General features: G+C 69.5%; 25 protein-coding genes. 19 read left to right on the top strand and 6 right to left on the bottom strand.

The window, feature by feature from the left end; all coding sequences use genetic code 11:
- The first annotated feature begins 119 nt into the window (after positions 1-119).
- The 11 genes from LCN96_RS08945 (at position 120) to LCN96_RS08995 (ending at position 8289) form a co-directional block, all read left to right on the top strand.
- Entirely contained in the window at positions 120-542 is a 423-nt protein-coding gene (locus tag LCN96_RS08945) for a hypothetical protein (RefSeq protein ID WP_225272118.1), read from the top strand.
- 65 nt (positions 543-607) lie between these two features.
- Entirely contained in the window at positions 608-823 is a 216-nt protein-coding gene (locus LCN96_RS08950) for an AtpZ/AtpI family protein (protein WP_225272119.1), read from the top strand.
- A gap of 67 nt (positions 824-890) precedes the next feature.
- Positions 891-1685, top strand: a complete 795-nt coding sequence (gene atpB, locus LCN96_RS08955) for a F0F1 ATP synthase subunit A (protein ID WP_225272120.1) — start codon at positions 891-893, stop codon at positions 1683-1685.
- Between the two features lie 73 nt (positions 1686-1758).
- Positions 1759-1989 (top strand): ATP synthase F0 subunit C, encoded by a 231-nt coding sequence (atpE, locus tag LCN96_RS08960; protein WP_043616287.1) that lies wholly within the window; start codon positions 1759-1761, stop codon positions 1987-1989.
- Between the two features lie 32 nt (positions 1990-2021).
- A complete protein-coding gene (locus tag LCN96_RS08965; protein WP_225272121.1) occupies positions 2022-2573 on the top strand; it encodes a F0F1 ATP synthase subunit B in 552 nt (183 codons plus the stop codon).
- On the top strand, positions 2573-3382 hold the full coding sequence (locus LCN96_RS08970; protein WP_225272122.1) for a F0F1 ATP synthase subunit delta: 810 nt from the start codon (positions 2573-2575) through the stop codon (positions 3380-3382). The genes LCN96_RS08965 and LCN96_RS08970 overlap by 1 nt, the downstream gene beginning before the upstream one ends.
- A gap of 23 nt (positions 3383-3405) precedes the next feature.
- A complete protein-coding gene (gene atpA / locus LCN96_RS08975) occupies positions 3406-5055 on the top strand; it encodes a F0F1 ATP synthase subunit alpha (protein WP_225272123.1) in 1650 nt (549 codons plus the stop codon).
- 3 nt (positions 5056-5058) lie between these two features.
- Positions 5059-5961 (top strand): F0F1 ATP synthase subunit gamma, encoded by a 903-nt coding sequence (locus LCN96_RS08980; protein WP_225272124.1) that lies wholly within the window; start codon positions 5059-5061, stop codon positions 5959-5961.
- 1 nt (position 5962) lies between these two features.
- A complete protein-coding gene (gene atpD, locus LCN96_RS08985) occupies positions 5963-7411 on the top strand; it encodes a F0F1 ATP synthase subunit beta (RefSeq protein WP_225272125.1) in 1449 nt (482 codons plus the stop codon).
- 66 nt (positions 7412-7477) lie between these two features.
- The gene (locus LCN96_RS08990; protein ID WP_080042501.1) at positions 7478-7879 is read left to right on the top strand and encodes a F0F1 ATP synthase subunit epsilon; all 402 of its coding nucleotides are present in this window, start codon (positions 7478-7480) and stop codon (positions 7877-7879) included.
- A gap of 29 nt (positions 7880-7908) precedes the next feature.
- Positions 7909-8289 (top strand): DUF2550 domain-containing protein, encoded by a 381-nt coding sequence (locus LCN96_RS08995; RefSeq protein ID WP_225272126.1) that lies wholly within the window; start codon positions 7909-7911, stop codon positions 8287-8289.
- A 7-nt stretch (positions 8290-8296) separates the two neighbouring features.
- Here LCN96_RS08995 and LCN96_RS09000 read toward each other — a convergent pair whose 3' ends face one another.
- Positions 8297-8887, bottom strand: coding sequence for a cob(I)yrinic acid a,c-diamide adenosyltransferase (locus LCN96_RS09000; RefSeq protein ID WP_225272127.1), 591 nt, complete (start codon positions 8885-8887; stop codon positions 8297-8299).
- Positions 8888-9014: 127 nt separating this feature from the next.
- Between LCN96_RS09000 and LCN96_RS09005 the strand changes: the two genes are divergently transcribed.
- Genes LCN96_RS09005 through LCN96_RS09020 form a run of 4 tightly spaced genes read left to right on the top strand, consistent with a single transcriptional unit; the run spans position 9015 to position 12540 of the window.
- Positions 9015-9911: an ABC transporter ATP-binding protein gene (locus LCN96_RS09005; protein ID WP_225272128.1), complete on the top strand. Its 897-nt coding sequence runs from the start codon at positions 9015-9017 to the stop codon at positions 9909-9911.
- Complete coding sequence (locus tag LCN96_RS09010; protein WP_225272129.1) at positions 9908-11017, top strand: ABC transporter permease; 1110 nt, start codon at positions 9908-9910, stop codon at positions 11015-11017. Before LCN96_RS09005 ends, LCN96_RS09010 begins: the two co-directional genes overlap by 4 nt.
- The gene (locus tag LCN96_RS09015) at positions 11018-12184 is read left to right on the top strand and encodes a sensor histidine kinase (RefSeq protein WP_225272130.1); all 1167 of its coding nucleotides are present in this window, start codon (positions 11018-11020) and stop codon (positions 12182-12184) included. It begins immediately after the preceding gene.
- Positions 12185-12222: 38 nt separating this feature from the next.
- Entirely contained in the window at positions 12223-12540 is a 318-nt protein-coding gene (locus tag LCN96_RS09020; protein ID WP_225272131.1) for an STAS domain-containing protein, read from the top strand.
- A gap of 113 nt (positions 12541-12653) precedes the next feature.
- Here the strand turns inward: LCN96_RS09020 and LCN96_RS09025 are convergent, their stop codons facing one another.
- The 5 genes from LCN96_RS09025 to nucS all read right to left on the bottom strand — a co-directional run bounded on the left by LCN96_RS09025 (position 12654) and on the right by nucS (position 17481).
- Positions 12654-13205: a TetR/AcrR family transcriptional regulator gene (locus tag LCN96_RS09025; protein WP_225272132.1), complete on the bottom strand. Its 552-nt coding sequence runs from the start codon at positions 13203-13205 to the stop codon at positions 12654-12656.
- 144 nt (positions 13206-13349) lie between these two features.
- Positions 13350-14822: an aldehyde dehydrogenase family protein gene (locus LCN96_RS09030; RefSeq protein ID WP_225272133.1), complete on the bottom strand. Its 1473-nt coding sequence runs from the start codon at positions 14820-14822 to the stop codon at positions 13350-13352.
- Between the two features lie 38 nt (positions 14823-14860).
- Positions 14861-15409, bottom strand: a complete 549-nt coding sequence (locus LCN96_RS09035) for a GNAT family N-acetyltransferase (protein WP_225272134.1) — start codon at positions 15407-15409, stop codon at positions 14861-14863.
- A 5-nt stretch (positions 15410-15414) separates the two neighbouring features.
- The gene (locus tag LCN96_RS09040) at positions 15415-16713 is read right to left on the bottom strand and encodes a carotenoid oxygenase family protein (RefSeq protein ID WP_225272135.1); all 1299 of its coding nucleotides are present in this window, start codon (positions 16711-16713) and stop codon (positions 15415-15417) included.
- Positions 16714-16818: 105 nt separating this feature from the next.
- A complete protein-coding gene (gene nucS / locus LCN96_RS09045) occupies positions 16819-17481 on the bottom strand; it encodes an endonuclease NucS (protein ID WP_225272136.1) in 663 nt (220 codons plus the stop codon).
- Between the two features lie 36 nt (positions 17482-17517).
- Here nucS and LCN96_RS09050 point away from each other — a divergent pair, with 36 nt between their 5' ends.
- The 4 genes from LCN96_RS09050 to LCN96_RS09065 all read left to right on the top strand — a co-directional run bounded on the left by LCN96_RS09050 (position 17518) and on the right by LCN96_RS09065 (position 23406).
- Complete coding sequence (locus LCN96_RS09050; RefSeq protein WP_225272137.1) at positions 17518-18972, top strand: 3-hydroxyacyl-CoA dehydrogenase; 1455 nt, start codon at positions 17518-17520, stop codon at positions 18970-18972.
- Positions 18969-19259: an ATP/GTP-binding protein gene (locus LCN96_RS09055; protein ID WP_080042489.1), complete on the top strand. Its 291-nt coding sequence runs from the start codon at positions 18969-18971 to the stop codon at positions 19257-19259. Before LCN96_RS09050 ends, LCN96_RS09055 begins: the two co-directional genes overlap by 4 nt.
- 12 nt (positions 19260-19271) lie before the next feature.
- On the top strand, positions 19272-19976 hold the full coding sequence (locus LCN96_RS09060; RefSeq protein WP_225272138.1) for an alpha/beta hydrolase: 705 nt from the start codon (positions 19272-19274) through the stop codon (positions 19974-19976).
- Positions 19977-20214: 238 nt separating this feature from the next.
- On the top strand, positions 20215-23406 hold the full coding sequence (locus tag LCN96_RS09065) for a LamG-like jellyroll fold domain-containing protein (protein ID WP_225272139.1): 3192 nt from the start codon (positions 20215-20217) through the stop codon (positions 23404-23406).
- Positions 23407-23435: the final 29 nt, after the last annotated feature.

Genomic DNA, 23435 nt, shown 5'->3' on the forward strand with positions numbered 1-23435 from the left:
AAACGGCAGGTAAAAGCGGTCTTCCGTGAGCTTGTGATATCTTTCACGAGCAGGGACTCCAGACTGACCGGTTCTGGAGGTAGCAAACGCTCGCTTGATAACTCGCTGATGGAGCACCGATGCAGGCCAACGACGTGCGCGTACTCAAGAGCGCCGCGATTCCGACCGCACTGGTTGGGGTGGTCGCCGTCGTCGTGGCTTTCCTGACGGCAGGAGGCAAGGGCGCGCTGGGCGCGGCCCTGGGCACCTTGCTCGTCGGAGTTTTCTTCTCCATCAGCGTGGTAGCGGTGTCGTATGCGGCCCGAGTCTCCCCGCAGCTGATGGCGATCGCGGCCATGGTGAGTTACCTGGTGAAGGTGGTCGTCATCATGATCGTGCTGTCCGCCTTCCGCGATACGACGCTCTGGAACACGCTGGCTTTCGCGTGGGCCGTGGTGGTCTGCACGCTGGTCTGGACGGGTTTCGAAGTCCGCGCCTTCATGAAGGCCAAGATGTTTTACGTCGACCCCGACGCCAAGGTCCCCGGTAAGGGCGACTCATGAGGCTGTCACGCGGACGGGGTCCGATATGACTAGTCCTCTACTCGCCTGCTATCGTCGGGGCCGCGATGAGCGCACAGGAACGCCGACCGGAAGAAGACGGTCGCGACTTCGCCGATGCCATGTGGTCGATCCCCAGCCTTCTGCTTGCAGGGATGGCCATCTACGGCGGCATCGGGTGGTTGCTGGACCGGTGGCTGGACATGTCCGCGTTCTTCCCCATAGGCATCGTCCTTGGGCTGGTGCTCGCTGGCTACCTGGCCTACCGGAAGTTCTCTCGCTGACTCGCGGAGACTCCGCCGAGGGAAACCCTTGTGATCCACACTACGACGTTGATGAAGGGAACGCCGCGTGAGTGCGCTGACGGCCCCAGCTCCCGCCCCACAGTTCCAGGCACCTACGCCTGAAGAACTGTTCAACCTGCCACCGATCATCCCCGGGGTCGAATGGTTCACCAAGCCGGTTCTGCTGGCGCTGCTGAGCGCGCTCCTGGTGATCGGTGTCACCTGGGCGGCGTTCGGTAATCCGAAGGTCGTGCCGCGGGGTATGCAGAACGTGGTCGAGTACGGCTACATGTTCGTCCGCGACCAGGTCGCCCGCCCCTTCCTGGGCAAGGACGCCGACCGGTGGATGGGCCTGCTGGTCTCGCTGTTCTTCCTGGTGCTGGTCTGGAACATCATGGGCGTCATCCCGCTCGCGCAGTTCCCCGTCGCCTCGCACATCGCCTTCCCGGCGGTGCTGGCGATCTCGATCTACGTGCTCAAGGTCTACCTCGGCGTCAAGCACCAGGGCGGGGTCGGCTACTTCAAGAACATGATGTTCCCCCCGGGGCTGCCGAAGGGCATCTACGTTCTGCTGGCGCCGATCGAGTTCCTCTCCAACATGATCATCGCCCCGTTCACGCACGCGGTCCGACTGTTCGCGAACATGTTCGCCGGCCACATGCTGCTGGCCTTCTTCAGCATGGTGGGCTTCTGGTTCCTGTTCGAGCAGCTGACCCCGCTGGGGGCCCCAGTCGGCATCATCGGCGTGGTGATGACCATCATCTTCACCGCGTTCGAGATGTTCATCCAGTTCCTGCAGGCGTTCCTGTTCGCGATGCTGGCATCGATGTACATCGGCGGCGCGCTGCACCCGGATCACTGAGAACCACCTACCGGAATATCCATGACCGGTGGACAACCCGCTTCACCGGCCGTCCAGTAAAGGAAATACAGCAATGAGCGTTCTCGCTGAGGTCTCCGGCAACGTCACCGCCATCGGTTACGGTCTCGCCGCCATCGGCCCCGGCATCGGCGTCGGCATCATCTTCGGTCAGGGCGTGCAGGCCATCGCGCGCCAGCCCGAGGCTTACGGCCTGATCCGCCAGAACATGCTCCTGGGCTTCGTGCTCACCGAGGCCCTCGCCCTGCTCGGTCTGGTCGCGCCCTTCATCTTCGCGGGCATCTAAGACCAGAAGAATTCTGACGAAAGGCTGCATCCATGATTAAGGCAGCTACGCTCCTCGCGGCGGAGGAGGGTGCCAACCCGCTCATTCCGCACACCTACGAGCTCGTCGTCGGTATCTTCTCGTTCGCCGTCGTCGTCTTCGTCGTCGGCCGGATGCTCGTACCGCGCATCCAGAAGACGCTGGCCGAGCGGACCGACGCGATCGAGGGCGGCATCAGGAGGGCGGAGGAGGCGCAGGCAGAGGCTCAGGCCCTGCAGAAGCGCTACTCCGAGCAGCTCGAAGAGGCTCGTCGCGACGCCGCCAGGCTGCGCGAGGAGGCCCGCGAGCAGGCCGCGCAGATCAAGGCCGAGCTTCGTGAGGAGGCGCAGGCCGAGGCCCGCCGCCTCGTCGAGGCCGCACACGCCCAGATCGAGGCAGACCGCCAGGCGGCCTTCGCCCAGCTCCGCACGGAGATCGGTCGCCTGTCGACCGACCTGGCCGGCCGCATCGTCGGCGAGTCGCTGGAGGACGAGGTCCGCCAGAGCCGCATCGTCGACAGGTTCCTTGACGAGCTCGAGAGCTCGAACGTGCAGGCGGTGCGCTGATGCGCGGTTTGAGCAGGACCTCGCTGGCCGACGTCGAAGAGCGCTTCAACGCGGTCGCCGGTAGTGCCGACCTCGGTGCGCTCTCCGACGAGCTGTTCGCGGTCGCGGATCTGCTCGACCGCGAGCACGGCCTGCGCCGCGCCCTGTCCGACCCGGCCAGGCCGGCCGAGCAGAAGGCGGGCGTCCTGCGCTCGCTGCTCGACGGCAAGGTGGGTGCCGCTGCCCTGGCCACCGCCGAGGCCGCGGTCTCGGCCAGGTGGTCGCGGGCCGGTGACCTGGCCGACGTGCTCGAACGGCTCGGCGTCGTCGCCGCGGCGGCGGAGGCGGAGAGCCAGCGCAGGCTCGACGACGTGGAGGACGAGCTCTTCCGCTTCGGCCGCATCATCGCCGCCAACCCCGGCCTGCGCCGTGCGCTCGCCGACGCGGCCGCTCCCGAGGAGGGCAAGCGCGAGCTGCTGCGCACCCTGCTCGAGGGCAAGGTCGCCCCCTCCAGCCTGCGGCTCATCACGCAGCTGGTGGTGCACCCGCGGGGGCGTAGCCTGGAGGTGGGCCTGGATGAGGTCGGTCACCTCGTGGCCCAGCAGCGCCAGCGCCTCGTGGCGGTGGTGCGCAGCGCGGTCGAGCTGACCGAGGCGCAGAAGGAGCGCCTGGCGGCGTATCTGCGCACCTCCTATGGCCGTGACGTGCACCTGAATGTCGAGGTGGACAAGCGAGTGCTCGGTGGGTTCTCGGTCCGCGTCGGCGACGAGATCATCGACACCACAATCGTGGGACGAATCGAAGAAGTCCGCCGCCGGTTGGCCGGCTAGGCGAAGAGGGAGACAGAGTAGAGATGGCGGAGCTTACGATCCGGCCGGACGAGATCCGGGACGCGCTTGAGCGCTTCGTCCAGGCGTACGAACCGGAAGGCGCCGCGCGCGAGGAGATCGGGACCGTCGTCGACGCCGGCGACGGTATCGCCCATGTCTCCGGCCTTCCCTCGGCGATGGCGAACGAGCTGCTCGAGTTCGAGAACGGTACGCGCGGCCTGGCACTGAACCTCGACACCCGCGAGATCGGTGTCGTCATCCTGGGCGAGTTCAGCGGCATCGAGGAGGGCCAGACGGTCCGCCGGACGGGCGAGGTCCTGTCCGTGCCCGTCGGCGACAACTTCCTCGGCCGCGTGGTCGACCCCCTGGGCAACCCGCTCGACGGCAAGGGCGCCATCGAGGCCGAGGGCGTGCGCGCCCTCGAGCTGCAGGCCCCCACGGTCGTCCAGCGCCAGCCCGTGAAGGAGTCGCTGGCCACGGGCATCAAGGCGATCGACGCCATGACGGCGATCGGCCGCGGCCAGCGCCAGCTGATCATCGGTGACCGCGGTACCGGCAAGACCGCGATCGCCGTCGACACCATCCTCAACCAGCGCGAGAACTGGGCCTCCGGCGACCCCACCAAGCAGGTGCGCTGCGTCTACGTCGCGGTCGGCCAGAAGGGCTCGACCGTCGCGCAGGTGCGCGCCCGCCTGGAGGAGGCCGGTGCGATGGAGTACACCACCATCGTCGCCGCCCCTGCCTCCGAGGCCGCCGGCTTCAAGTACATCGCGCCCTACGCCGGCTCGGCGATCGGTCAGCACTGGATGTACCAGGGCAAGCACGTCCTGATCGTCTTCGACGACCTGACCAAGCAGGCGGACGCCTACCGCGCCGTCTCGCTGCTGCTGCGCCGCCCGCCGGGTCGTGAGGCGTTCCCCGGTGACGTCTTCTACCTCCACTCCCGGCTGCTGGAGCGCTGTGCCAAGCTCTCCGACGACCTGGGCGGCGGCTCGATGACGGGTCTGCCGGTCATCGAGACCAAGGGCAACGACGTCTCGGCGTTCATCCCGACCAACGTCATCTCCATCACCGACGGGCAGGTCTTCCTCGAGACCGACCTGTTCAACGCCGGTGTGCGCCCGGCCATCAACGTCGGTGTGTCGGTGTCCCGAGTCGGCGGCTCCGCTCAGGCCAAGGCCATGCGGAAGGTCGCGGGCACGCTGCGGCTGTCGCTGTCGCAGTACCGTGACCTCGAAGCGTTCGCGGCCTTCGCCTCCGACCTCGACGCCGCCTCCAAGGCCCAGCTCGAGCGCGGTCAGCGACTGGTCGAGCTGCTCAAGCAGGCCCAGTACAGCCCCTTCTCGCTGGAGCGCGAGGTGGCCTCCATCTGGGCGGGCACGACGGGCGAGCTCGACGAGGTGCCGATCGAGGACGTGCGCCGCTTCGAGGGCGAGTTCCTCGACTACATCCAGTCGTCGCACAAGGGCATCTTCGACACCATCCGCGAGACCCGCGAGCTGTCCGACGACACGGTGACCGCTCTGAAGGACGCCATCACGGAGTTCAAGAAGGGCTTCACCACCTCCTCGGGTGAGCTGCTGGTCAAGGACGAGCCGGTGGCGCCGCTCGGGGCCGACGAGGTCGGCCAGGAGAAGATCAAGAAGGTCGTGCGTCCGGCGGCGGAGAAGTAGGACATGGGTGCCCAGCTAAGGCTGCTGCGGCGGCGGATCAGCTCGGTCAAGTCGACCGCGAAGATCACGCGCGCCCAGGAGCTCATCGCCTCTTCACGGATCGTGAAGGCGCAGCAGCGGATGCAGGAGGCGCTGCCGTACGAGCGCGAGATCACTCGCGCCGTCACGGGCGTCGTCAGCAACGCTGCCAGCGTCGACCATCCGCTGACCGTGGCGAAGGAGAACCCCGCCAAGGCGGGCGTCCTCGTCGTCACCAGCGACAGCGGCTTCTGCGGTGGCTTCAACGCCAACGTGCTGCGCGAGGCCGAGGCCCTGCGCGGGCTGCTGGAGGGCCGCGGGATGACCGTGGTGCCGTTCGTCACCGGGCGCAAGGGTGTCACCTGGCACACCTTCCGCAACAGGGAGATGGGCGGCAGCTGGGTCGGGTTCTCGCGGAAGCCGGCCTACGCCGACGCCAAGGAGATCGCGAACACGCTGATCGACTCGTTCAAGGACGAGAACGGGATCGACGAGATCCACATCGTCTCGACCGAGTTCGTCTCGATGCTCACGCAGAACGTCGTGGTCAAGCGGGTCCTGCCGCTGGAGGTCGAGGAGACCGAGGCGACGGACTCGACGGTGATCCCGCCGTACTTCGAGTTCGAGCCGACCGCCGGCGACGTGCTGGAGTCGCTGCTGCCGCGGTACGTGGAGTCGCGCATCTTCACCGCGCTGCTCCAGTCGGCGGCCTCCGAGGAGGCCGCGCGGCGGCGCGCGATGAAGTCCGCGACCGACAACGCCAACGAGCTGATGCGGGTGCTCACCCAGCAGATGAACCAGGCTCGCCAGGCCGAGATCACCCAGGAAATCAGCGAGATCGTCGGTGGCGCCAACGCGCTCGCTGACGCCGCAGCGGGGAAAGAGTGAAATGACTGCAGAGGCTGTTGAAACTGTAGAAGCCCCCGCGGCCGGCACTGGCCGCGTGGCACGTGTCACCGGCGCCGTCGTCGACGTGGAGTTCCCCGTCGAGGCGATGCCCGAGATCTACAACGCGCTCAAGGTCGAGGTGACCCTCGGCGGCGAGACCAAGACCCTGACGCTCGAGGTCGCCCAGCACCTGGGCGACAACCTCGTCCGCGCCATCTCCATGCAGCCCACCGACGGCCTGGTCCGCGGCCAGGCGGTCGCCGACACCGGCGCGCCGATCTCGGTGCCCGTCGGCGACGTCGTCAAGGGTCACGTGTGGAACGCGCTCGGCGAGACGCTCGACGTCCCGACCTCCTCGCTGAAGATCGAGGAGCGGTGGGGCATCCACCGTCCGTCGCCGGCCTTCGACCAGCTCGAGTCCCGCACCGAGCTGCTCGTCACCGGTATCAAGGTCATCGACCTGCTCACCCCGTACGTTCAGGGTGGGAAGATCGGCCTGTTCGGCGGCGCCGGCGTGGGCAAGACGGTGCTCATCCAGGAGATGATCCGCCGAGTCGCCCGTAACTTCGGTGGCACCTCCTGCTTCGCCGGTGTGGGCGAGCGCACCCGTGAGGGCAACGACCTCTGGCTGGAGATGGAGGAGGCGGACGTCCTCAAGGACACCGCGCTCGTCTTCGGCCAGATGGACGAGCCGCCGGGCACCCGTCTGCGGGTCGCCCTGTCGGCGCTGACGATGGCGGAGTACTTCCGCGATGTGCAGAAGCAGGACGTGCTGCTGTTCATCGACAACATCTTCCGCTTCACGCAGGCCGGTTCCGAGGTCTCCACGCTGCTCGGCCGCATGCCGTCCGCCGTGGGTTACCAGCCCACGCTGGCCGACGAGATGGGCGTGCTCCAGGAGCGCATCACCTCGACGCGCGGTCACTCGATCACCTCCATGCAGGCGATCTACGTGCCCGCCGACGACATCACCGACCCGGCCCCGCACAACGCGTTCGCGCACCTCGACGCGCAGACCGTGCTCTCGCGGCCGATCTCGGAGAAGGGCATCTACCCGGCGGTGGACCCGCTCGACTCCTCCTCCCGGATCCTCGACCCGCAGATCGTGGGCGAGGAGCACTACCGGGTGGCCCAGGAGACCAAGCGGATCCTGCAGAAGTACCGCGAGCTCCAGGACATCATCGCGATCCTCGGTATCGACGAGCTGTCCGAAGAGGACAAGGTCACCGTCCAGCGGGCCCGCCGCATCGAGCGCTTCCTGTCGCACCCGATGTACGCGGCCGAGGCCTTCACCGGCCAGCCGGGCGAGACCGTGCCGCTCGACGAGACCATCGCCTCCTTCAAGGGCCTCTGCGCGGGTGAGTACGACCACCTGCCCGAGCAGGCGTTCTTCATGGTCGGTGGCATCGACCAGGCCATCGCGAAGGCCAAGGAACTCGAGCGTCGCTAATCGCCCCACGGTGGTGGTACGGCATGATCGTCGTACCACCACCTGATCGGAAAGGAACCTACACAAGTGGCGAAGCTACGCGTAGGGGTTGTCTCACCCGAGCGTGAGATCTGGTCGGGCGAGGCCGACATGGTGATTGCCAAGACCGTGGACGGCGAGATCGGTATTATGCCGCAACACGCACCTGTGCTCGGCGTCCTCGTCGAGGGCGGGGTGCTGCGCGTGAAGCGGGAAGGTGAGCCGGAGCTGGTGGCGGCGGTGCACGGGGGTTTCATCTCCGTGGCCGACGACGAGGTCTCCGTGCTCGCCGAGGTCGCCGAGCTCGGCTCCGAGGTCGACGTCGCGGCTGCTCGTGACGCTCTCGACCGGGCGCAGGCCTCGATCGAGGCCAACCAGGAGGACGCCGACGCGGCCATCGAGGCCAAGCGTGCCAGGGCCCGGCTGCGTGCGGCGGGCGAAGAGGTTTAATACATAGCAAGCGGCGATCAGGGGGCGGCATGGTGGCGACGATGGTGATTCTCGTAGTGCTGCTGGCCGCCCTCATCGTGTTGCGCGGGGTGACGCTCGCCCGTTCGCGCGGCAGTGTGCCCTGTCGCCTGCGGGTGGGAGAGGGCGGATGGCAGAGCGGGGTAGCCCGCTATGCCGACGGGGAGCTCCATTGGATTCCGCTGCTCGGCGTCCGACTCCGGCCGCGTCACGCAATCGCGAGGCGCGGCCTTGTTGTTTCCGCGAGGCGGGAGATCGACGGGGGCCTGTACGCGGTCGACTGTTCGGGCAGCACCCGGGGGATCTCGCTGGCGATGAGCGCCGACGCCATGACCGGGTTCCTGGCCTGGCTGGAGTCCGCGCCCCCCAGCGCCTATCTGGACGTCGCCTAGCCCGCGATCAGCGGGTGCCGCCGGGCTTCCAGAGCAGCTCATTGCCGGCGTGAGCCACGCGGCAGGCGACGAACAGCAGGTCCGACAGCCGGTTGAGGTACTTGGCCGTCAGCGGGTTCATGTCGTCGTGGGTCTCCAGGGCCGCCCAGGCGGTGCGTTCGGCCCTGCGTACCGTGACCCGGGCGACGTGCAGGGCCGCCGTGGCGGGGTCGCCGCCCGGCAGGATGAAGCTGCGCAGCGGCTGGAGCCCGGCGTTGAAGCGGTCGATCTGCTCCTCCAGCCGGTCGATGTACGACTGCTCCACCCGCAGCGGCGGGAACTCAGGAGCGGGGACGACCGGCGTGGCCAGGTCGGCCCCCACGTCGAAGAGCTCGTTCTGCACCCGGACCAGGCACTGGGCCAGGTCGTCGGGGAACGTGCCGTGCGACAGCGCCAGGCCCAGGTGGGCGTTGGCCTCCTCCACGTCGGCGTAGGCCGCCAGCCGGGTGTCGGTCTTCGGGGTGCGGCTCATGTCGACCAGCGCCGTCGTGCCGTCGTCTCCGCCCCGGGTGTAGATATGTGAGAGAACGACAGGCTTGTCCTTGTCAGCGCGCGTCATGGTTTCAGCGTAGTGACAAATGTCATCCGAATCCTCCGCGAGATCCATATCGGGCCGGTGATTTCCACGACTACCTGGGCGAACCCGACTGAAGCCACTATTGACCCATGATGAAGGAGATGACCTGATGCTCGAGATCAGCGAGCTGCGCAAGCGTTTCGCGGGCGGCCCCGACACCCCCGGCGGCAAGGTCGCCCTCGACGGGATCAGCTTCACGGTGCGGCCGGGCGAGATGTTCGGGTTCGTCGGTGCGAACGGCGCGGGCAAGACCACGACGATGCGCATCGTGATGGGCGTGCTCCAGGCCGACTCCGGCTCGGTGAGCTGGCAGGGCAGGCCGCTCGGCTACGACGACCGGCAGCGGTTCGGGTACATGCCCGAGGAGCGCGGCCTGTACCAGAAGATGCGCGTCGCCGAGCAGATCGAGTACTTCGGCCGCCTGCACGGGCTGAGCACGCAGGCGGCGAAGCAGGCCACCGACGACCTGCTTGAGCGGCTCGGGCTGACCGAGCGCAGGGGCGACATGGTGCAGGCGCTCTCGCTGGGCAACCAGCAGCGCGTGCAGCTCGCCGTGGCGCTGGTGCACGACCCCGAGGTGCTGATCCTGGACGAGCCGTTCTCGGGCCTCGACCCGATCGCGGTGGACGCGCTGGCCACGGCGCTGCAGGAGCGGTGCAGGGGCGGCGTGCCGGTGATCTTCTCCAGCCATCAGCTGGAGCTGGTGGAGCGGTTGTGCGACTCCGTCGGCATCGTCTCCGCGGGCCGGATGGTGGCCTCCGGCACGGTGGCCGACCTGCGGGCCGCCGAGAGCGACACGCTGCGCGTGGTCGTCCGCGAGCCCGCCCCCGGCTGGGCCGACGGCCTGCCCGGCACGGTCACCGTACGCGGTGACAGGCAGATCCTGCTCACCAGCGAGGGCGACGACCAGGAGATCCTGCGCCGCGCCATGAAGGCCGGCCACGTCGAGCACTTCGGCGTCGAGCAGCCGACCCTCACCGAGATCTTCAAGGAGGCCGTGGCGTGAACGGACTGATGCTGGTCGCCCGGCGCGAGATCAGCACCCAGGTCAGGACCAGGGCGTTCGTGATCGGCCTGCTCGTCACGGCCGTGCTGGTGGCCGCGGTGTCGTTCCTGCCCAGGATCATGGGCGGCGGCGACACCTACACCCTCGGCCTGGTCAACTCCCAGCAGCTCCCGCTGCACACCGCCGCCCCCGACATCGAGTTCGAGTGGCGCAAGTTCGCCGACGAGGCGGCGGCCAAGCAGGCCGTGCTCGACGGCGACGTGGACGCGGCCCTGGTCGACGACAGCCGGGTGCTCACCGACGGTCAGCTCGGCACCGAGCTGGAGGTGCTGCTGCAGAGCGTCAACCGCGAGTTCAAGCTGGGCGCCGCGGGCGTGGCCATCCCGCCGCTGGAGATGCAGTCGGTGGGCGCCGACACCCGGTACGAGGACGCCCGCCAGGGCATCGCCACCGTGCTCGTGCTGCTGCTGTTCATGCTGCTCATGGGGCAGATCGTGATGGTGGCCATGGGGGTGGTCGAGGAGAAGGGCAGCCGGATCGTGGAGATCCTGCTGGCCGCGGTCCGGCCGTGGCAGCTGCTCGGCGGCAAGATCCTCGGGCTGGGCGTGCTCGGCCTGATCAACCTGGTCACGATCCTGGTGATCGGCCTGGCCGCCTCCACGGTCTCGGGGCTGGCCGCCGACTTCCCGCCGGGCATGGTGGGGCTGGTGGTCGCGGTGCTGCTGTGGTTCGTGCTCGGGTACGCCTTCTTCGCCACGCTGTCGGCGGCCTTCGCCTCGCTGGTCTCTCGGCAGGAGGAGGTGAACAGCGTCCTGACCCCGCTCACCATGATGATCATGGCGACCTACTTCGTGTCGTTCTACGTCACCAACGAGCCGTCGAGCACGCTGGCCGTGGTGCTGTCGTACGTGCCGCCGTTCTCCTCCATGGTCATGCCGGTGCGCATGGCCGCGACCGAGGTCCCGATGTGGCAGACCGGGGTGTCCATGGTGGCCATGGTGCTGGCCGTGCTCGTGGTGCTGAAGCTCGGCTCCACGGTGTACGAGCGCGCCGTGCTGCGGACGGGGGCCCGGCTGAAGTTCGGCGAAGTGCTGCGTTCCCGCTAGATGAACGAGATCGACCGGGCGCGACGGTACACGTGGCACGTCCTGATCTCGGGCATCGCCGCCACGTGGGTGGTCATCGCCATCAGCATCGCCGTCAGGCTCGACGCGGGGCGGCTCGACTGGGGGCGCACCGCGCTCGCGCTGATCGCCGCGATCGGTTTCACCTCTCTGTGCCCGCGCGTCATCCGCGCGGTCCTGGACCGCCGTTACCCCACCGGGCTGGTGGTGGTGGCGGCGGTCCTCGCGTTGGCCGCCGCCGTCCTGGGCGGGCCGGACCCGACGGCGTGGGGCTTCGTGGTCGTGGCCTGGCTGTCCATCGCCACCCTGCACATCTCCCGCCGGGCCTCGTTGCTGGTCGCGCTGGGCACGTGGCTGGTCAGCGTGGGAGTGTCGGCCCTGACCTGGCAGGACAACCTGTTCGCCGTCGGGCTGGAGCTGACGTTCGAGGAGATGCTGTTCCTCAACACGCTGGTCTACGGGGTCTTCTGCGCCGTGGTGCCGCCGTCCAACCGGCTGTGGGTGTGGATCTGGATGCTGGCGGAGGAGGCGCACAAGGGCCGCGAGGCGCACACGAAGCTGGCGCTGGCCGAGGAGCGGCTGCGGTTCGCCAGGGACCTGCACGACCTCGTGGGGCACCAGCTCTCCGCCATCGCGGTCAAGACCGAGCTGGCCGTACGCCTGTCGGACGTGGACGGCGACGCCGCCAGGGCGGAGATGGCCGAGGTGAACACGCTGACCAGGAAGGCGCTCAAGGAGCTGCGGCAGGCCGTGCGCGGCTACCGCGAGCTTGACTTGGCCGCTGAGCTGAATAGCGTGAAAGGAGTGCTCGAAGCGGCAGGGGTCCGCTGCACGGTCCGCCTGCCGTACCGCGAGCTGCCGAGCGGGGTGGCGCCGGTGTTCGCCTACGCCGTGCGCGAGGCGGTGACGAACGTGCTCAAGCACAGCACGGCGACGTTCTGCGAGATCACCATCCGCTTCACCGAGCAGGAGGCGGAGCTGAGCGTCCGCAACGACGGCGTGGCCCGCCGGCAGGCGGTGGACCTGGGGAGCGGTCTGGCGGGCATGAGCGAGCGGCTGGGCGCCGTGGGCGGCGCGGTGACGGCCGCGCCGACGGGCCAAGGACAGTTCCTGCTCACCGCGGTCGTGTCATTGCCGCTGAATGGGTAGGGGAGTAGTACGCGTACGTGCGTGACTGAGGAGGTGGCATGCGCGTCCGGGGCAATCCGGGTGCCCAGGTGGTGCGGATCGGTGCCCGGCTCGACGCCGGGACGTCGGCCGGGGTACGCGAGCGCCTGCACAAGGCCCTCGACTCCGGTGAAGGCGACCTGATCCTGGATCTCTCCAAGCTGGAGATGATCGACGCCACCGGGCTCGGGGTGCTCGTGGGCGCGCACAGGCGCGCGCTGAGCGTCGAGCGCCGACTCGTTCTTCGGGGGGTGCCACCGAGGATCATGCGGATACTCGCGGTGACCCGGCTGAATCGGGTGCTGCACGTGGAGGCTCCGGCGGCCGCGGTGGCCTGAGGTCGCATATCGGAGCGGGTGACGATCAGCCGTTACCCGCTCTTTCCATACTTAGACAGAATGTAGATTTCGGTTGACCGAGTCCGCTAAACGCCCGATGAATGACCGGTGGATTACGCGTTCACCCCGGTGCCGAGGCTGCGGTTGAAGATGTGCACGGCGACCGCGACGAGTTCGTCGATGTCCGGCTGGTCTTCGGAGAGCAGCCATTCGATGAGCAACTCTTGTAACGCCCCAATTACTCCCAGTGCCACCAGGCGCCGATTCAGCTCCGAGCCGAGCGGGAAATCGGCGGAGGCCTCCTCCACGAGCTGGGCGAAGGCGGCCACCGCACGCTGACGGGAGAGTGTCAGGACGTCCCCGGACCTGCGTACCTCGACGTGCATGATCCGGGCCCGCCGCCAGTCGGCCGTTGTGAATTCGATATAGGCGCGAATCCCGGCCTTGACTCTTCCGTCAAGCGTGTTCGGCGCCTCCTCTAACGCCTTGGCGACGACCGACAGGCTTTCCTCCACGCAGCGCTCGTGCAACGCCTGCAGGAGCTCCTCGCGCCCGCCGAAACATTCGTAGAAGGCCCGGTTGGAGATCCTGGCCTCCGAGCACAGCCTTTCGATGGTCGTCGCCGTGAAACCCGGCTTCGCGTATAGCGTGTACGCGGCCGTCATCAGCCGCTCGCGTCTGTCTGCCAGCCTTTGCTCAGCCGACATTCCCCGGTAAGACCGGTTCACATTCCACCCGTCCAACATGATCGTGGCCCCCAGAGCACACAATTATGGACGGATGATCCGTTTAGGGAAAGGGTAAGAAGATTATCTTTTACGTCGGCCGTGCAAGAACGTGACGAGTCTGACCAGTCGCTCAAGCTCCGCGGGGCCCCGATTGAACGATGTCAGGTTCATCCCGGGCATCGCGAAGCGCTGCCGGGCGATGGCCTTCGGCCGGGCGAACTCGCGCAGGCCGTCGGCTCCGTGGATCCTGCCGAACCCGGAGTCGCCGGTGCCGCCGAAGGGCAGCGCGGGCACCCCGGCGAAGGAGATGACGGAGTTGATCGCGGTCATCCCGCTGCGCATGAGCCGTGCCAGCTCCGTCGCGCGGCGCGCGTTCCGGCTGAAAATCGTCCCGCCCAGCCCGTACGTCGAGGCGTTGGCCAGCGACAACGCCTCCTGCGCGTCGCGGGTGCGGCGCACCGTGATCGTCGGGCCGAACGTCTCCTCGCGCACGGCGGGCGAGTCCTCGGGCACGTCCTCGACGATCACCGGGTCCACGTACGGCGCCCGCACCGCGTCGGGCCCGCCCGTGACCACCTTGCCCGCCTTCGTGGCGTCGTCGATGTGCCGCTTGATGATCTCCACCTGACCGGGCATGGTGATCGGCCCGTAGTGCTCGCCGGCCTTCACCTTCGTCACCCGCTCGGACAGCTCGCGCATGAAACTTTCATAGACGGCGTCCACGACGTAGACGCGCTCGACGCCGACGCAGGTCTGGCCGGCGTTGGCCATCGCGCCCCACAGGCAGGCGTCGGCGGCGGCACCGAGGTCGGCGTCGGCGTCCACGATGAAGGCGTCCTTGCCGCCGCACTCGGCCACGATCGGCGTGAGGTTCTCGGCGCAGGCCGCCATGACCCGCTTGGCCGTGGCGGTGGAGCCGGTGAAGGCGACCTTCTTCACCCGGGGGTCGGCGGCCAGCGCGGCGCCGGTCTCGCCCAGCCCCGTCACGGTCTGGAACACGGGGTGCTCGGGCACCGACTCGGCGAACAGCTCGGCCAGCCGCACGCCGACGCCGGGGGTCAGCTCGCTGGGCTTGAACACGATCGCGTTGCCGGCCGCGAGCGCGTACGCGATCGAGCCCATGGGGGTGAAGACCGGATAGTTCCACGGGCCGATCACGGCGACGACGCCGAGGGGCAGGTACTCCAGGGTGGCGGCCAGGTTGAGGCCGATCATGCCGGTGGCCACCCGGCGGCGGCCGAGCACCTTCTGGGCGTTGCGCGCGGCCCAGTCGAGGTGCGTCAGGGTGAGCACGAGCTCCAGCGTGGCGTCACCCGCCGGCTTGCCGGTCTCCTGGTGGATCAGCTCGGCCAGCTCCTTGAGATGCTGGGCGAGGACCGCCTTGTAGTCGAGCAGCCGCCGCCTGCGCTCGGCCGGGCCGAGCGCGGCCCACCAGACGGCGGCCTCCTCGGCCAGGCCGACCGCCGCGTGCACGGCGTCGGGCGTCTGCTTGGGGTGACTGCCGACGATCTCGCCGGTCGCCGGGTTGAGTGAGTCGAACGTCAGCGTCGTCATGGCGTCACGATAAACCGGTAAGGCGTCACTTACCACAATCAGGGGGCAGGTCGCCACATCCCCCACACCGGCGGGCCGTCGGGCAGCGTGAACCGCTCGGTCACCGCGAAGCCGTGCCGCTCGTAGAACGGGATGTTCGACTCCTTGCTGCTCTCCAGGTAGACGGGCCCGTCGCAGCGGGCCAGCCCCGCCCGCATGAGCGCGCTGCCCACGCCCGTGCCCTGCAGCTCCGGCACCGTGCCGAGCTGGGCCAGGTACCAGTGCGGCTCCTCCGGCCGGTACCGGGCCATCGTCTCGTCGAGCGTGATCCCGTACGACACCCGATCGCCCATCGCGGCGATCAGGCCGGGGACGGCGCTCTCCTCGTCGGGCCGGTGCCCGGGCGGGTCCCAGATGGCGACGCCGGCCATCTCCCCCGCAACGTCGGTGATGGCGTGCACGTGCCGGGCGAGCGCGACGAACATGGCGGCGACGCCCTTCCCGTCGGGCAGCAGCCAGCAGATGACCGGATCGTCATGGAAGGCCCTGGCGAGCGCGTCGCCGATCGCCTCCGCCTCGTGCTCCCAGCGTGCTGCTCTGATCGGCATGTCGCTCACTTCTCCTCCAGCCATGATCCGTGGAAACCGGCGGGCACGCGGCGCGGCAGCCGCACCGAGGCCACGTCGGACAGGTCGCGCGCGTCCAGGACCAGCAGATGTGCCGAGTCGTCCCCGGTGACCACGGACAACAGCCAGCCCTCGTCCTCCTCGGCCGCTCCCTCGGCCGGCACGAACACCGCCTCGCCCGTGTCGCCCCCGGTCTTCCTGACCTGCGAGCCGCCGTCGCGCTGGTCGTACTTGACCACGCCGTCGTCGCCGACCGTGTAGAGGTAGCGGCTCGGCCGCCCGAGCAGGTCCTCGTTGTAGGTGGGGAACTCCACGCTGCGATCGTCCAGCGGCTCCTCCTTCACCGCGCCCGTCGCCGGATCCAGCGTCCACCGGTGCAGCACGGCCGCGCCGGACGCGGCGGCCGCCACAGCAGGGTCCTGCTCGCCGCCGATCTGGCCCCAGAGCGCCGTGAAGCGGTCGCGGGTGTACCGGGCCGCGTGAAGGACGATGCGCCCGTGAGCGTCCTCCCAGGCGTTGCCCACGTGGAAGACGTAGCAGGGGTCCACCTCGAACCAGCGCGTCGGCCCGCCCGCCCTGGGCGTCACGCCGATCCTGGCGCCGTAGCCGTCCTCCCAGGCGTACGGCATGCCGCCGCGCTCCAGGTCGAAGACCAGGGGCAGGTCGAGCCAGAGGAGGTGGTGCTCGGTGACGGCGAAGTCGTGCATCATCGTCGGCCCCGGCACCTCGATCTCCCTGCTCTCCACCAGCTCGCCGGCCGCCGAGAGCCGGTGGTAGGTGAGGTAGGGCGGGAAGAAGCCGTAGCCGAAGAAGTGCAGCTCGCCGGTGAGCGGGTCCTGCTTGGGGTGCGCGGTCATCGCCGTGGTCAGCCGGCCGCCGAAGTCCACCGGGCCGACGGTGTCGAGCTCGGGCGTCACCTCGTACGGCAGGCCGCTCTCCACCAGGGCCAGGATGCGCCCCGAGTGCCGGATGACGTGCGTGTTGGCGGTGACGGCCGCCAGGTCGACCCCGGTCTCGCCGACGAACGGCGCGCCCTCGGTGAACGCCTTCGTGCGCACCCACCGGTTGCGGTACCACTCGGCGCGGCCGTCGCGCAGCCGCACGCCGTGCAGCATGCCGTGGCCGGCGAACCAGTGGCCGGGGTCCTCGCCGGGGCGGGGGTTGGGGCCGTTGCGGAAGTAGCGGCCGGTCAGCTCCTCCGGCAGCGCGCCGGTGACGGGCAGGTCATGGGCGTCGATCTCGTCGGGGACGGGAGCCAGACTGCCGCTGAGATACGGGGGCGTCATCAATCCTCCAATGTTGATATGTCGAAGGTAAAACGTCCACCAGCGACATGTCAACAGTGGAATGTGAGGGCGTGGGAAAGCCGCCCACCCCTGACGGGAGGACGGCTAGAAGAGGGTCGGGTTCTCCGGCTCGATGCCGCGCAGCGTGTCGTAGTCGAGCGTCACGCAGTCGATGCCCCGGTCGGTCGCCAGCACCCGGGCCTGGGGCTTGATCTCCTGGGCGGCGAAGACGCCGCGCACCGGCGACAGCAGCGGGTCGCGGTTGAGCAGCTCCAGGTAGCGCGTGAGCTGCTCGACGCCGTCGATCTCACCGCGCCGCTTGATCTCCACCGCCACCGTCGCGCCCAGGGCATCCCTGCACAGGATGTCCACGGGGCCGATCGCCGTCATGTACTCGCGCCGGATCAGCGAATACCCCTCGCCCAGCGTCGTGATGTGCTCGGCGAGCAGCTCCTGGAGGTGGGCCTCCACGCCGTCCTTGATCAGCCCGGGGTCGACGCCCAGCTCGTGGCTGGAGTCGTGGAGGATCTCCGCCATGGTCAGGACCAGCTTCTCGCCGGTCTTGCCGTGGGTGACCGTCCAGGTCTCGCCGTCCTCCTTGAGCTTGCACGGCGGATTCATCCAGTTGAGCGGCTTGAAGGCGCGGTCGTCGGCGTGAATGCTCACGCTGCCGTCCGCCTTGATGAGGACGAGCCTCGGCGCCATCGGCAGGTGAGCCGTGAGCCGTCCGATGTAATCCACGCTGCATCGCGCGATGACCAGCCGCATGACCGTCCACCTTAGTGCCTCTGGAAAACTGGACGCATGGCGTTCGAACGGGTGGGTGTGGTCGGTCTCGGCACGATGGGTGCCGGGATCGCCGAGGTGTTCGCGCGGGCGGGGCTGCGCGTGATCGGGGTCGAGGCCGACGCCGAGGCGCTGGCCAGGGGGCGCGGGCACCTGGAGAGGTCCACCGCGCGCGCCGTCGACAAGGGCAGGCTCACCGCCGAGGGGCGCGCGGAGATCCTCGGCCGGGTGACGCTGACCACCGCCCGCGAGGACCTGCGCGACGCCGACCTGGTGGTCGAGGCCATCCCCGAGATCCTTGACCACAAGGTCGCGCTGTTCCGTGAGCTCGACGGCATCTGCAAGCCGCAGACCGTGCTGGCCACCAACACCTCCTCCCTGTCCGTGACCGCCCTCGCCGCCGCCACCGGGCGGCCCGGCCGGGTCGTCGGCATGCACTTCTTCAACCCCGCGCCGGTGATGAGGCTGGTCGAGGTCGTGCGGACGGTGGTGAGCGAGCCGGAGGTGGTGCATCAGGTCGGTGAGCTGGCAGGCCGCCTGGGCAAGACCGTCGTGAGCGTGGGCGACCGCGCCGGGTTCGTGGTCAACCGCCTGCTGCTGCCCTATCTCAACCACGCCGTCGTGCTGATGGAGCAGGGCGTGGCCGGGCGCGACGGCATCGACCTGGCCGTCAAGCACGGGGTGGGGCTGCCGATGGGCCCGTTCACGCTGCTCGACCTGATCGGGCTCGACACCGCGTACGAGGTGATGGGGGTGCTCTTCGAGGAGACCCGCGACCGCAGGCACGCGCCGGCGCCGCTGCTGCGCGAGCTGGTCACGGCCGGGCTGCTGGGGCGCAAGTCGGGGCGCGGATTCTACGCCGAGGAGCAGGCGCGGGCCTGCGCTCCCGGGCGGTCGGGGGTGATCTCGTTCGACGTGGCGGGGCCGGGCGGCGACGAGCTGGCGCGGCGCCTGGCGACCGCCGGGTTCAAGCGGACGGGCGAGGGTGCCGACGTCGTGCTGCGGCTGACCGAGCGGCCGGTGGTCGAGCACGCCGTGGGCCTGGCCGACCCCGCCAGGCTGGTCGGCGTGCACCTCGTCGGCGACCAGGTGGCCGAGCTGGCCGCCACCGCCCTGACCGCCGACGACGCCGTGGGAGCGGCCACGGACCTGATGAAGGTGGCCGGGCTGACGCCGGTGCCGTGCAAGGACCGGGCCGGGTTCGTGGTGGACGCGCTGCTGTTCCCCTACCTCAACGACGCCGTGCGCATGTACGACGCGGGTTACGCCTCGATCGGCGACATCGACGCGGCCATGCGGCTGGGCTGCGGCTATCCGGCCGGTCCCTTCGAGATGCTGGAGTCGCTGGGCCTGGCCAGGGTCCGCGACGGCCTGCGGGCGCTGTACGCCGAGTACCGCGAGCCCGCCTTCGCCCCCGCGCCCCTGCTCGATCAGCTCGTCACCGCCGGCGCGAGCGAGTTCCCCCGCCGATGAGCCCCCGCCGTGCCCGCCGGAGGGAGTCCTCCCGTCCCTTCGGCTTCCCGACCGGCCTGGACAAGGTGGAGGAGTGGCCCGACGGCGAGTGGAAGGTGCGCATGCTCACCGGCGCCTCCTCGACCAAGAACTACCGGTGCCCCGGCTGCGACCAGGAGATCCGCAGCGGCCAGCCGCACCTCGTGGCCTGGCCCAACTGGCCGGGCGGCGACGAGGAGCGCCGCCACTGGCACCAGACCTGCTGGCGTAAGAGACTCGACCGCGGCCCAGGCCGCACCCGTTACTGAAGGGACCATCCGGTGGAGATTCGCGCGGCGACGGTGCTGCCCGCCCGGCGGGAGCCGATCGAGCTGCACACGGCCGACGGCCTGACCCTGGTCGGCGAGCTGGCCCAGCCCCTCGACCGGCCGCCGGTGGCGACGCTGGTCACCCTGCACCCGCTGCCCACCCACGGCGGGTTCATGGACAGCCACGTCTACAAGAAGGCCGCCAACCGGCTGCCGGCGCTGGCCGACCTGGCCGTGCTGCGTTTCAACACCCGCGGCACCTCCTCCGAGCGCGGCACCTCCCAGGGCACGTTCGACGGGGGCGAGGGCGAGCGGTTCGACGTGGCGGCGGCGCTGGAGTACGCCGAGTACCACGACCTGCCGCACGTGTGGGTGGTCGGCTGGTCGTTCGGCACCGAGCTGGCCCTGAAGTGGGCGCACGACCCGTTGGTGGAGGGCGCGATCCTGCTCTCGCCGCCGCTGCACAGGGCCACCGACGCCGACCTCGACGCGTGGGCCGGGTTCGGCCGGCCGCTGACGGCGCTGGTGCCGGAGTTCGACGACTACCTGCGGCCGGAGGAGGCCCGCGCGCGGTTCGCCAGGGTGCCGCAGGCCGAGGTGATCGGGGTCGACGGGGCCAAGCACCTGTGGGTGGGGGAGCCGTACGTGCGCATCGTGCTGGACGAGATCGTCAAGCGGGTCAATCCGGCCGCCTGGCCGCTGCCGACGGAGGCTTGACGGTAATCTCCGCGCATAGTGCGGTCATGAAGAAATCTTTGAGCAGAATGACCAGAACTATGGACCGCGTGTACGGACCGGAGTGAGAATCCGATCGTCAACTGAAGATCGTGGAGACGCCGGGCGGCCTCCGTCCCGGACGTAATCCCTGCTCGGCATGGGCGAGGCACGTATGCGGGTAGTGCATGGACTGGTCGCGGCGGCGTTATCTATCACGGCATTGACGGCACCTCAACCGGTGGCCGCACAGGACGAACCGGAGCGGCCCGCAGCCGCTCCACCAGCGCAGGAACGGGTCGCGGTGGCGGCGGCGCGCTCCGCGGGCAAGCCGGTCGAGATCGAGTCGATGCGCAGCGAGACGCGCACGGTCTTCGCCCAGCCCGACGGCACGTTGTCCATGGAGCTGAACGTCCGGCCCATCAGGGTGCGCAAGGAGGGCCGCTGGGTCCCCGTGGACACCACGCTGCGCGTGCGCCCCGACGGCGCGGTGGAGCCGGTGGCCGCCGCGGTCGGGCTGACGTTCTCCGGCGGCGGTGACGCCTCGCTCGCCCGATTGTCGCGCGGCGGCAAGTCGATGGCGCTGGGCTGGACAGGCACGCTGCCCAAGCCCACGCTGAGCGGCGACACCGCCACCTACGCCGAGGTCATGCCGGGCGTGGACCTCCAGGTCACCGCCGACGTGGACGGCTTCTCGCACCTGCTGGTGGTCAAGTCACGGGCCGCCGCGGCGGGGCTGACCGAGCTGACCTACCCGCTGTCGGCCGACGGGCTGAAGCTGAAGGCCGACAAGGCGGGCAACCTGGAGGCCACCGACGGGAGCGAGGGCACGCTCTTCATCGCGCCCACTCCGAAGATGTGGGACTCCGAGGGCATCACCAGCCCGAAGGCGCTCAAGGAGGGCCGCTCGCCCGAGGCCCGCGAGGCCACCATGGGCGTGGAGCTGTCGGGCAGGAGCCTGCGGCTCAAGCCCGACAGGAAGATGCTGACGGACGCCGGCACCGAGTTCCCCGTCTACCTGGACCCGTACTTCTCGGCCGCCCGCAACGCCTGGACCGCCGTCTGGAGCAACTGGCCCAACTCCAACTACCTCAACTCCAGCGACGTCGCCCGGGTGGGCCACGTCGAGTCGCAGAAGAACCGCTCGTTCTTCCAGATGAACACCGGCTCCACCATCCACGGCAAGCAGATCATCAAGGCGACGCTGCGCACGTACGAGACGTGGTCGTACTCGTGCAGCGCCCGCAAGGTCGAGGCGTGGGCCACCAACGCCATCAGCACGGCCACCACCTGGAACAAGCAGCCCACCTGGGTGACGCTGCTGGACACCAAGAACGTGGCCAAGGGCTGGGGCGCGAGCTGCCTGCCCGGCGGCGTCGAGTTCGACGTCACGCCGCAGGTGGTCAACGCCGCAGCGAAGAGCTGGCCGAACGTCACGATCGGCCTGCGGGCCACCAGCGAGACCGACGTCTACGCGTGGAAGAAGTTCAAGAACAACCCGAGCCTGGTCATCGAGTACAACTCGATCCCGGCCAACCCGGTGGCCGCCGACGTGTGGTCGGACCCGGGCGGCCCGTGCGTCTCCGGTGACGGGCGCCCGGTCATCAGCACCGTCGCGCCCAAGCTGTGGGCCAAGCTCAAGGACACCGACAACTCGGTCAGGGGCCGCTTCGAGTGGTACAACGCCGCCGGCGTGAAGACCGGTGAGTACCTCAGCCCGGTCGGCTCCACCGGCACCGCCTTCTCCGCCACCATCCCGCAGACCCTGTACGCCGACGGCGCGCTGATCCGCTGGCGGGTGCGGGCCGAGGACGGCAAGGCCACCAGCGCGTGGAGCCCCTGGTGCGAGGCCACCGTGGACGCCACCGCCCCCGGCAGGGAGCCGGCGGTCTCCTCGCCGCAGTACACCGAGGACTCCTGGAGTGACGGGGTCGGCCTGCCCGGCACGTTCTCCTTCGGCCCGAACGGCGTCGCCGACGTGGCCACCTACGTCTGGGGCCTGGACAGCACGCCCAGCACGGAGGTCGCCGCGGCGGCCGACGGCACGGCCACGATCGCGCTGACCCCGCGCCACGACGGCCCGAACGTGCTGGCCGTGCGCAGCAAGGACCGCGCGGGCCAGCTCGGCCCCATCCGCACCTACGTCTTCAACGTCAACGCGGGCACCGGCCCCAGCGGCCACTGGACGCTGGACGACGGCCAGGGCGGCACGGCCGCCGACGCCACGGGAGCGCACCCGGCCACGCTCAACGGGGCCACCTGGACCACCGGCAAGACCGGCACCGCGCTCAAGCTGGCCAACTCCTACGCCCAGACCGCCGCTCCGGTCATCGACACCAGCCGCAACTTCACCGTCACCGCCTGGGCCCGCCTGACCGGCAACGCCGCCTCCGCCACCGCCGTCACGCAGGAAGGCGGCAGGACGGGCGCGTTCGCCCTGCAGTACGCCAAGGCCAACGACCGCTGGGCGCTGACCATGGCGGGCTCGGACACCGACACCGCGCCCACCGTGCGCGCCCTGTCGGCCGCCGCGCCGCGCCTGAACGAATGGACCCACCTGACAGGCGTCTACGACTCGGCCGCCCGCCAGATCTCCCTCTACGTCAACGGCCGGCTGGAGGGCACGGCCGCCGTCACGACACCATGGAACGCCACGGGCCCCCTGACGATCGGCCGAGGGAAGGTCGCCGGGGCGGCTTCGGACCACTGGTCCGGGGACGTCGACGAGGTGCGCGCCTACGGCCGCGCGATGTTCGCCGACGAGATCGCCGATCTGGTCAACAGCGCTGCCACGCTGGTGGGCCACTGGAGCCTGGACGAGGAGTCCGGCTCGTCGGCGGCCGACTCCTCGGGCCGGGCGACCGCCGCGACGCTGTCCGGAGCCGCCTCGTGGACGTCGGGCTGGCTGGACGGGGCGCTCGCGCTCGACGGCGTGAACGGACACGCCCAGGCGAGCGCCCCGGCCGTCAACACCAGGACCGGCTTCACCGTCACCGCCTGGACGCAGCTCGACTACCTGCCCACCAAGGACACCTCGGCCGTGGCGCAGCCGGGGAGCCGGGCCGCCGGGTTCCAGCTCGGCTTCGACAAGGAACAGGGCCGGTGGACGCTCGGCATGGCCGCCGCCGACACCGACACCGCCGCACTCGTACGGACCCGCTCCGACGCCATCCCCAACCCCCTGGAATGGACCCACATCGCCGGCGTGTACGACCCGCTCGCCGGTCAGCTCCGCATCTATGTCAACGGCCGCCTGTCCACCACCACCGTCACCGATCACCTGAGTACGTGGAACGCCACCGGCCCGCTGCAACTGGGCCGGACCAAGGCGGCGGGCGTCTTCACCGGCTACTGGCCGGGGATCGTCGATGACGTCCGCACGTACGACGGCGTCCTGAGCGCCGAGCAGATCGCCCAGCTAGCCGCCCAGTAAGTCCCGTTTCCGCACCCCTCACTGGGAGA

It is taken from the genome of Nonomuraea gerenzanensis, assembly GCF_020215645.1.
In the GTDB taxonomy this organism is placed as follows: domain Bacteria; phylum Actinomycetota; class Actinomycetes; order Streptosporangiales; family Streptosporangiaceae; genus Nonomuraea; species Nonomuraea gerenzanensis.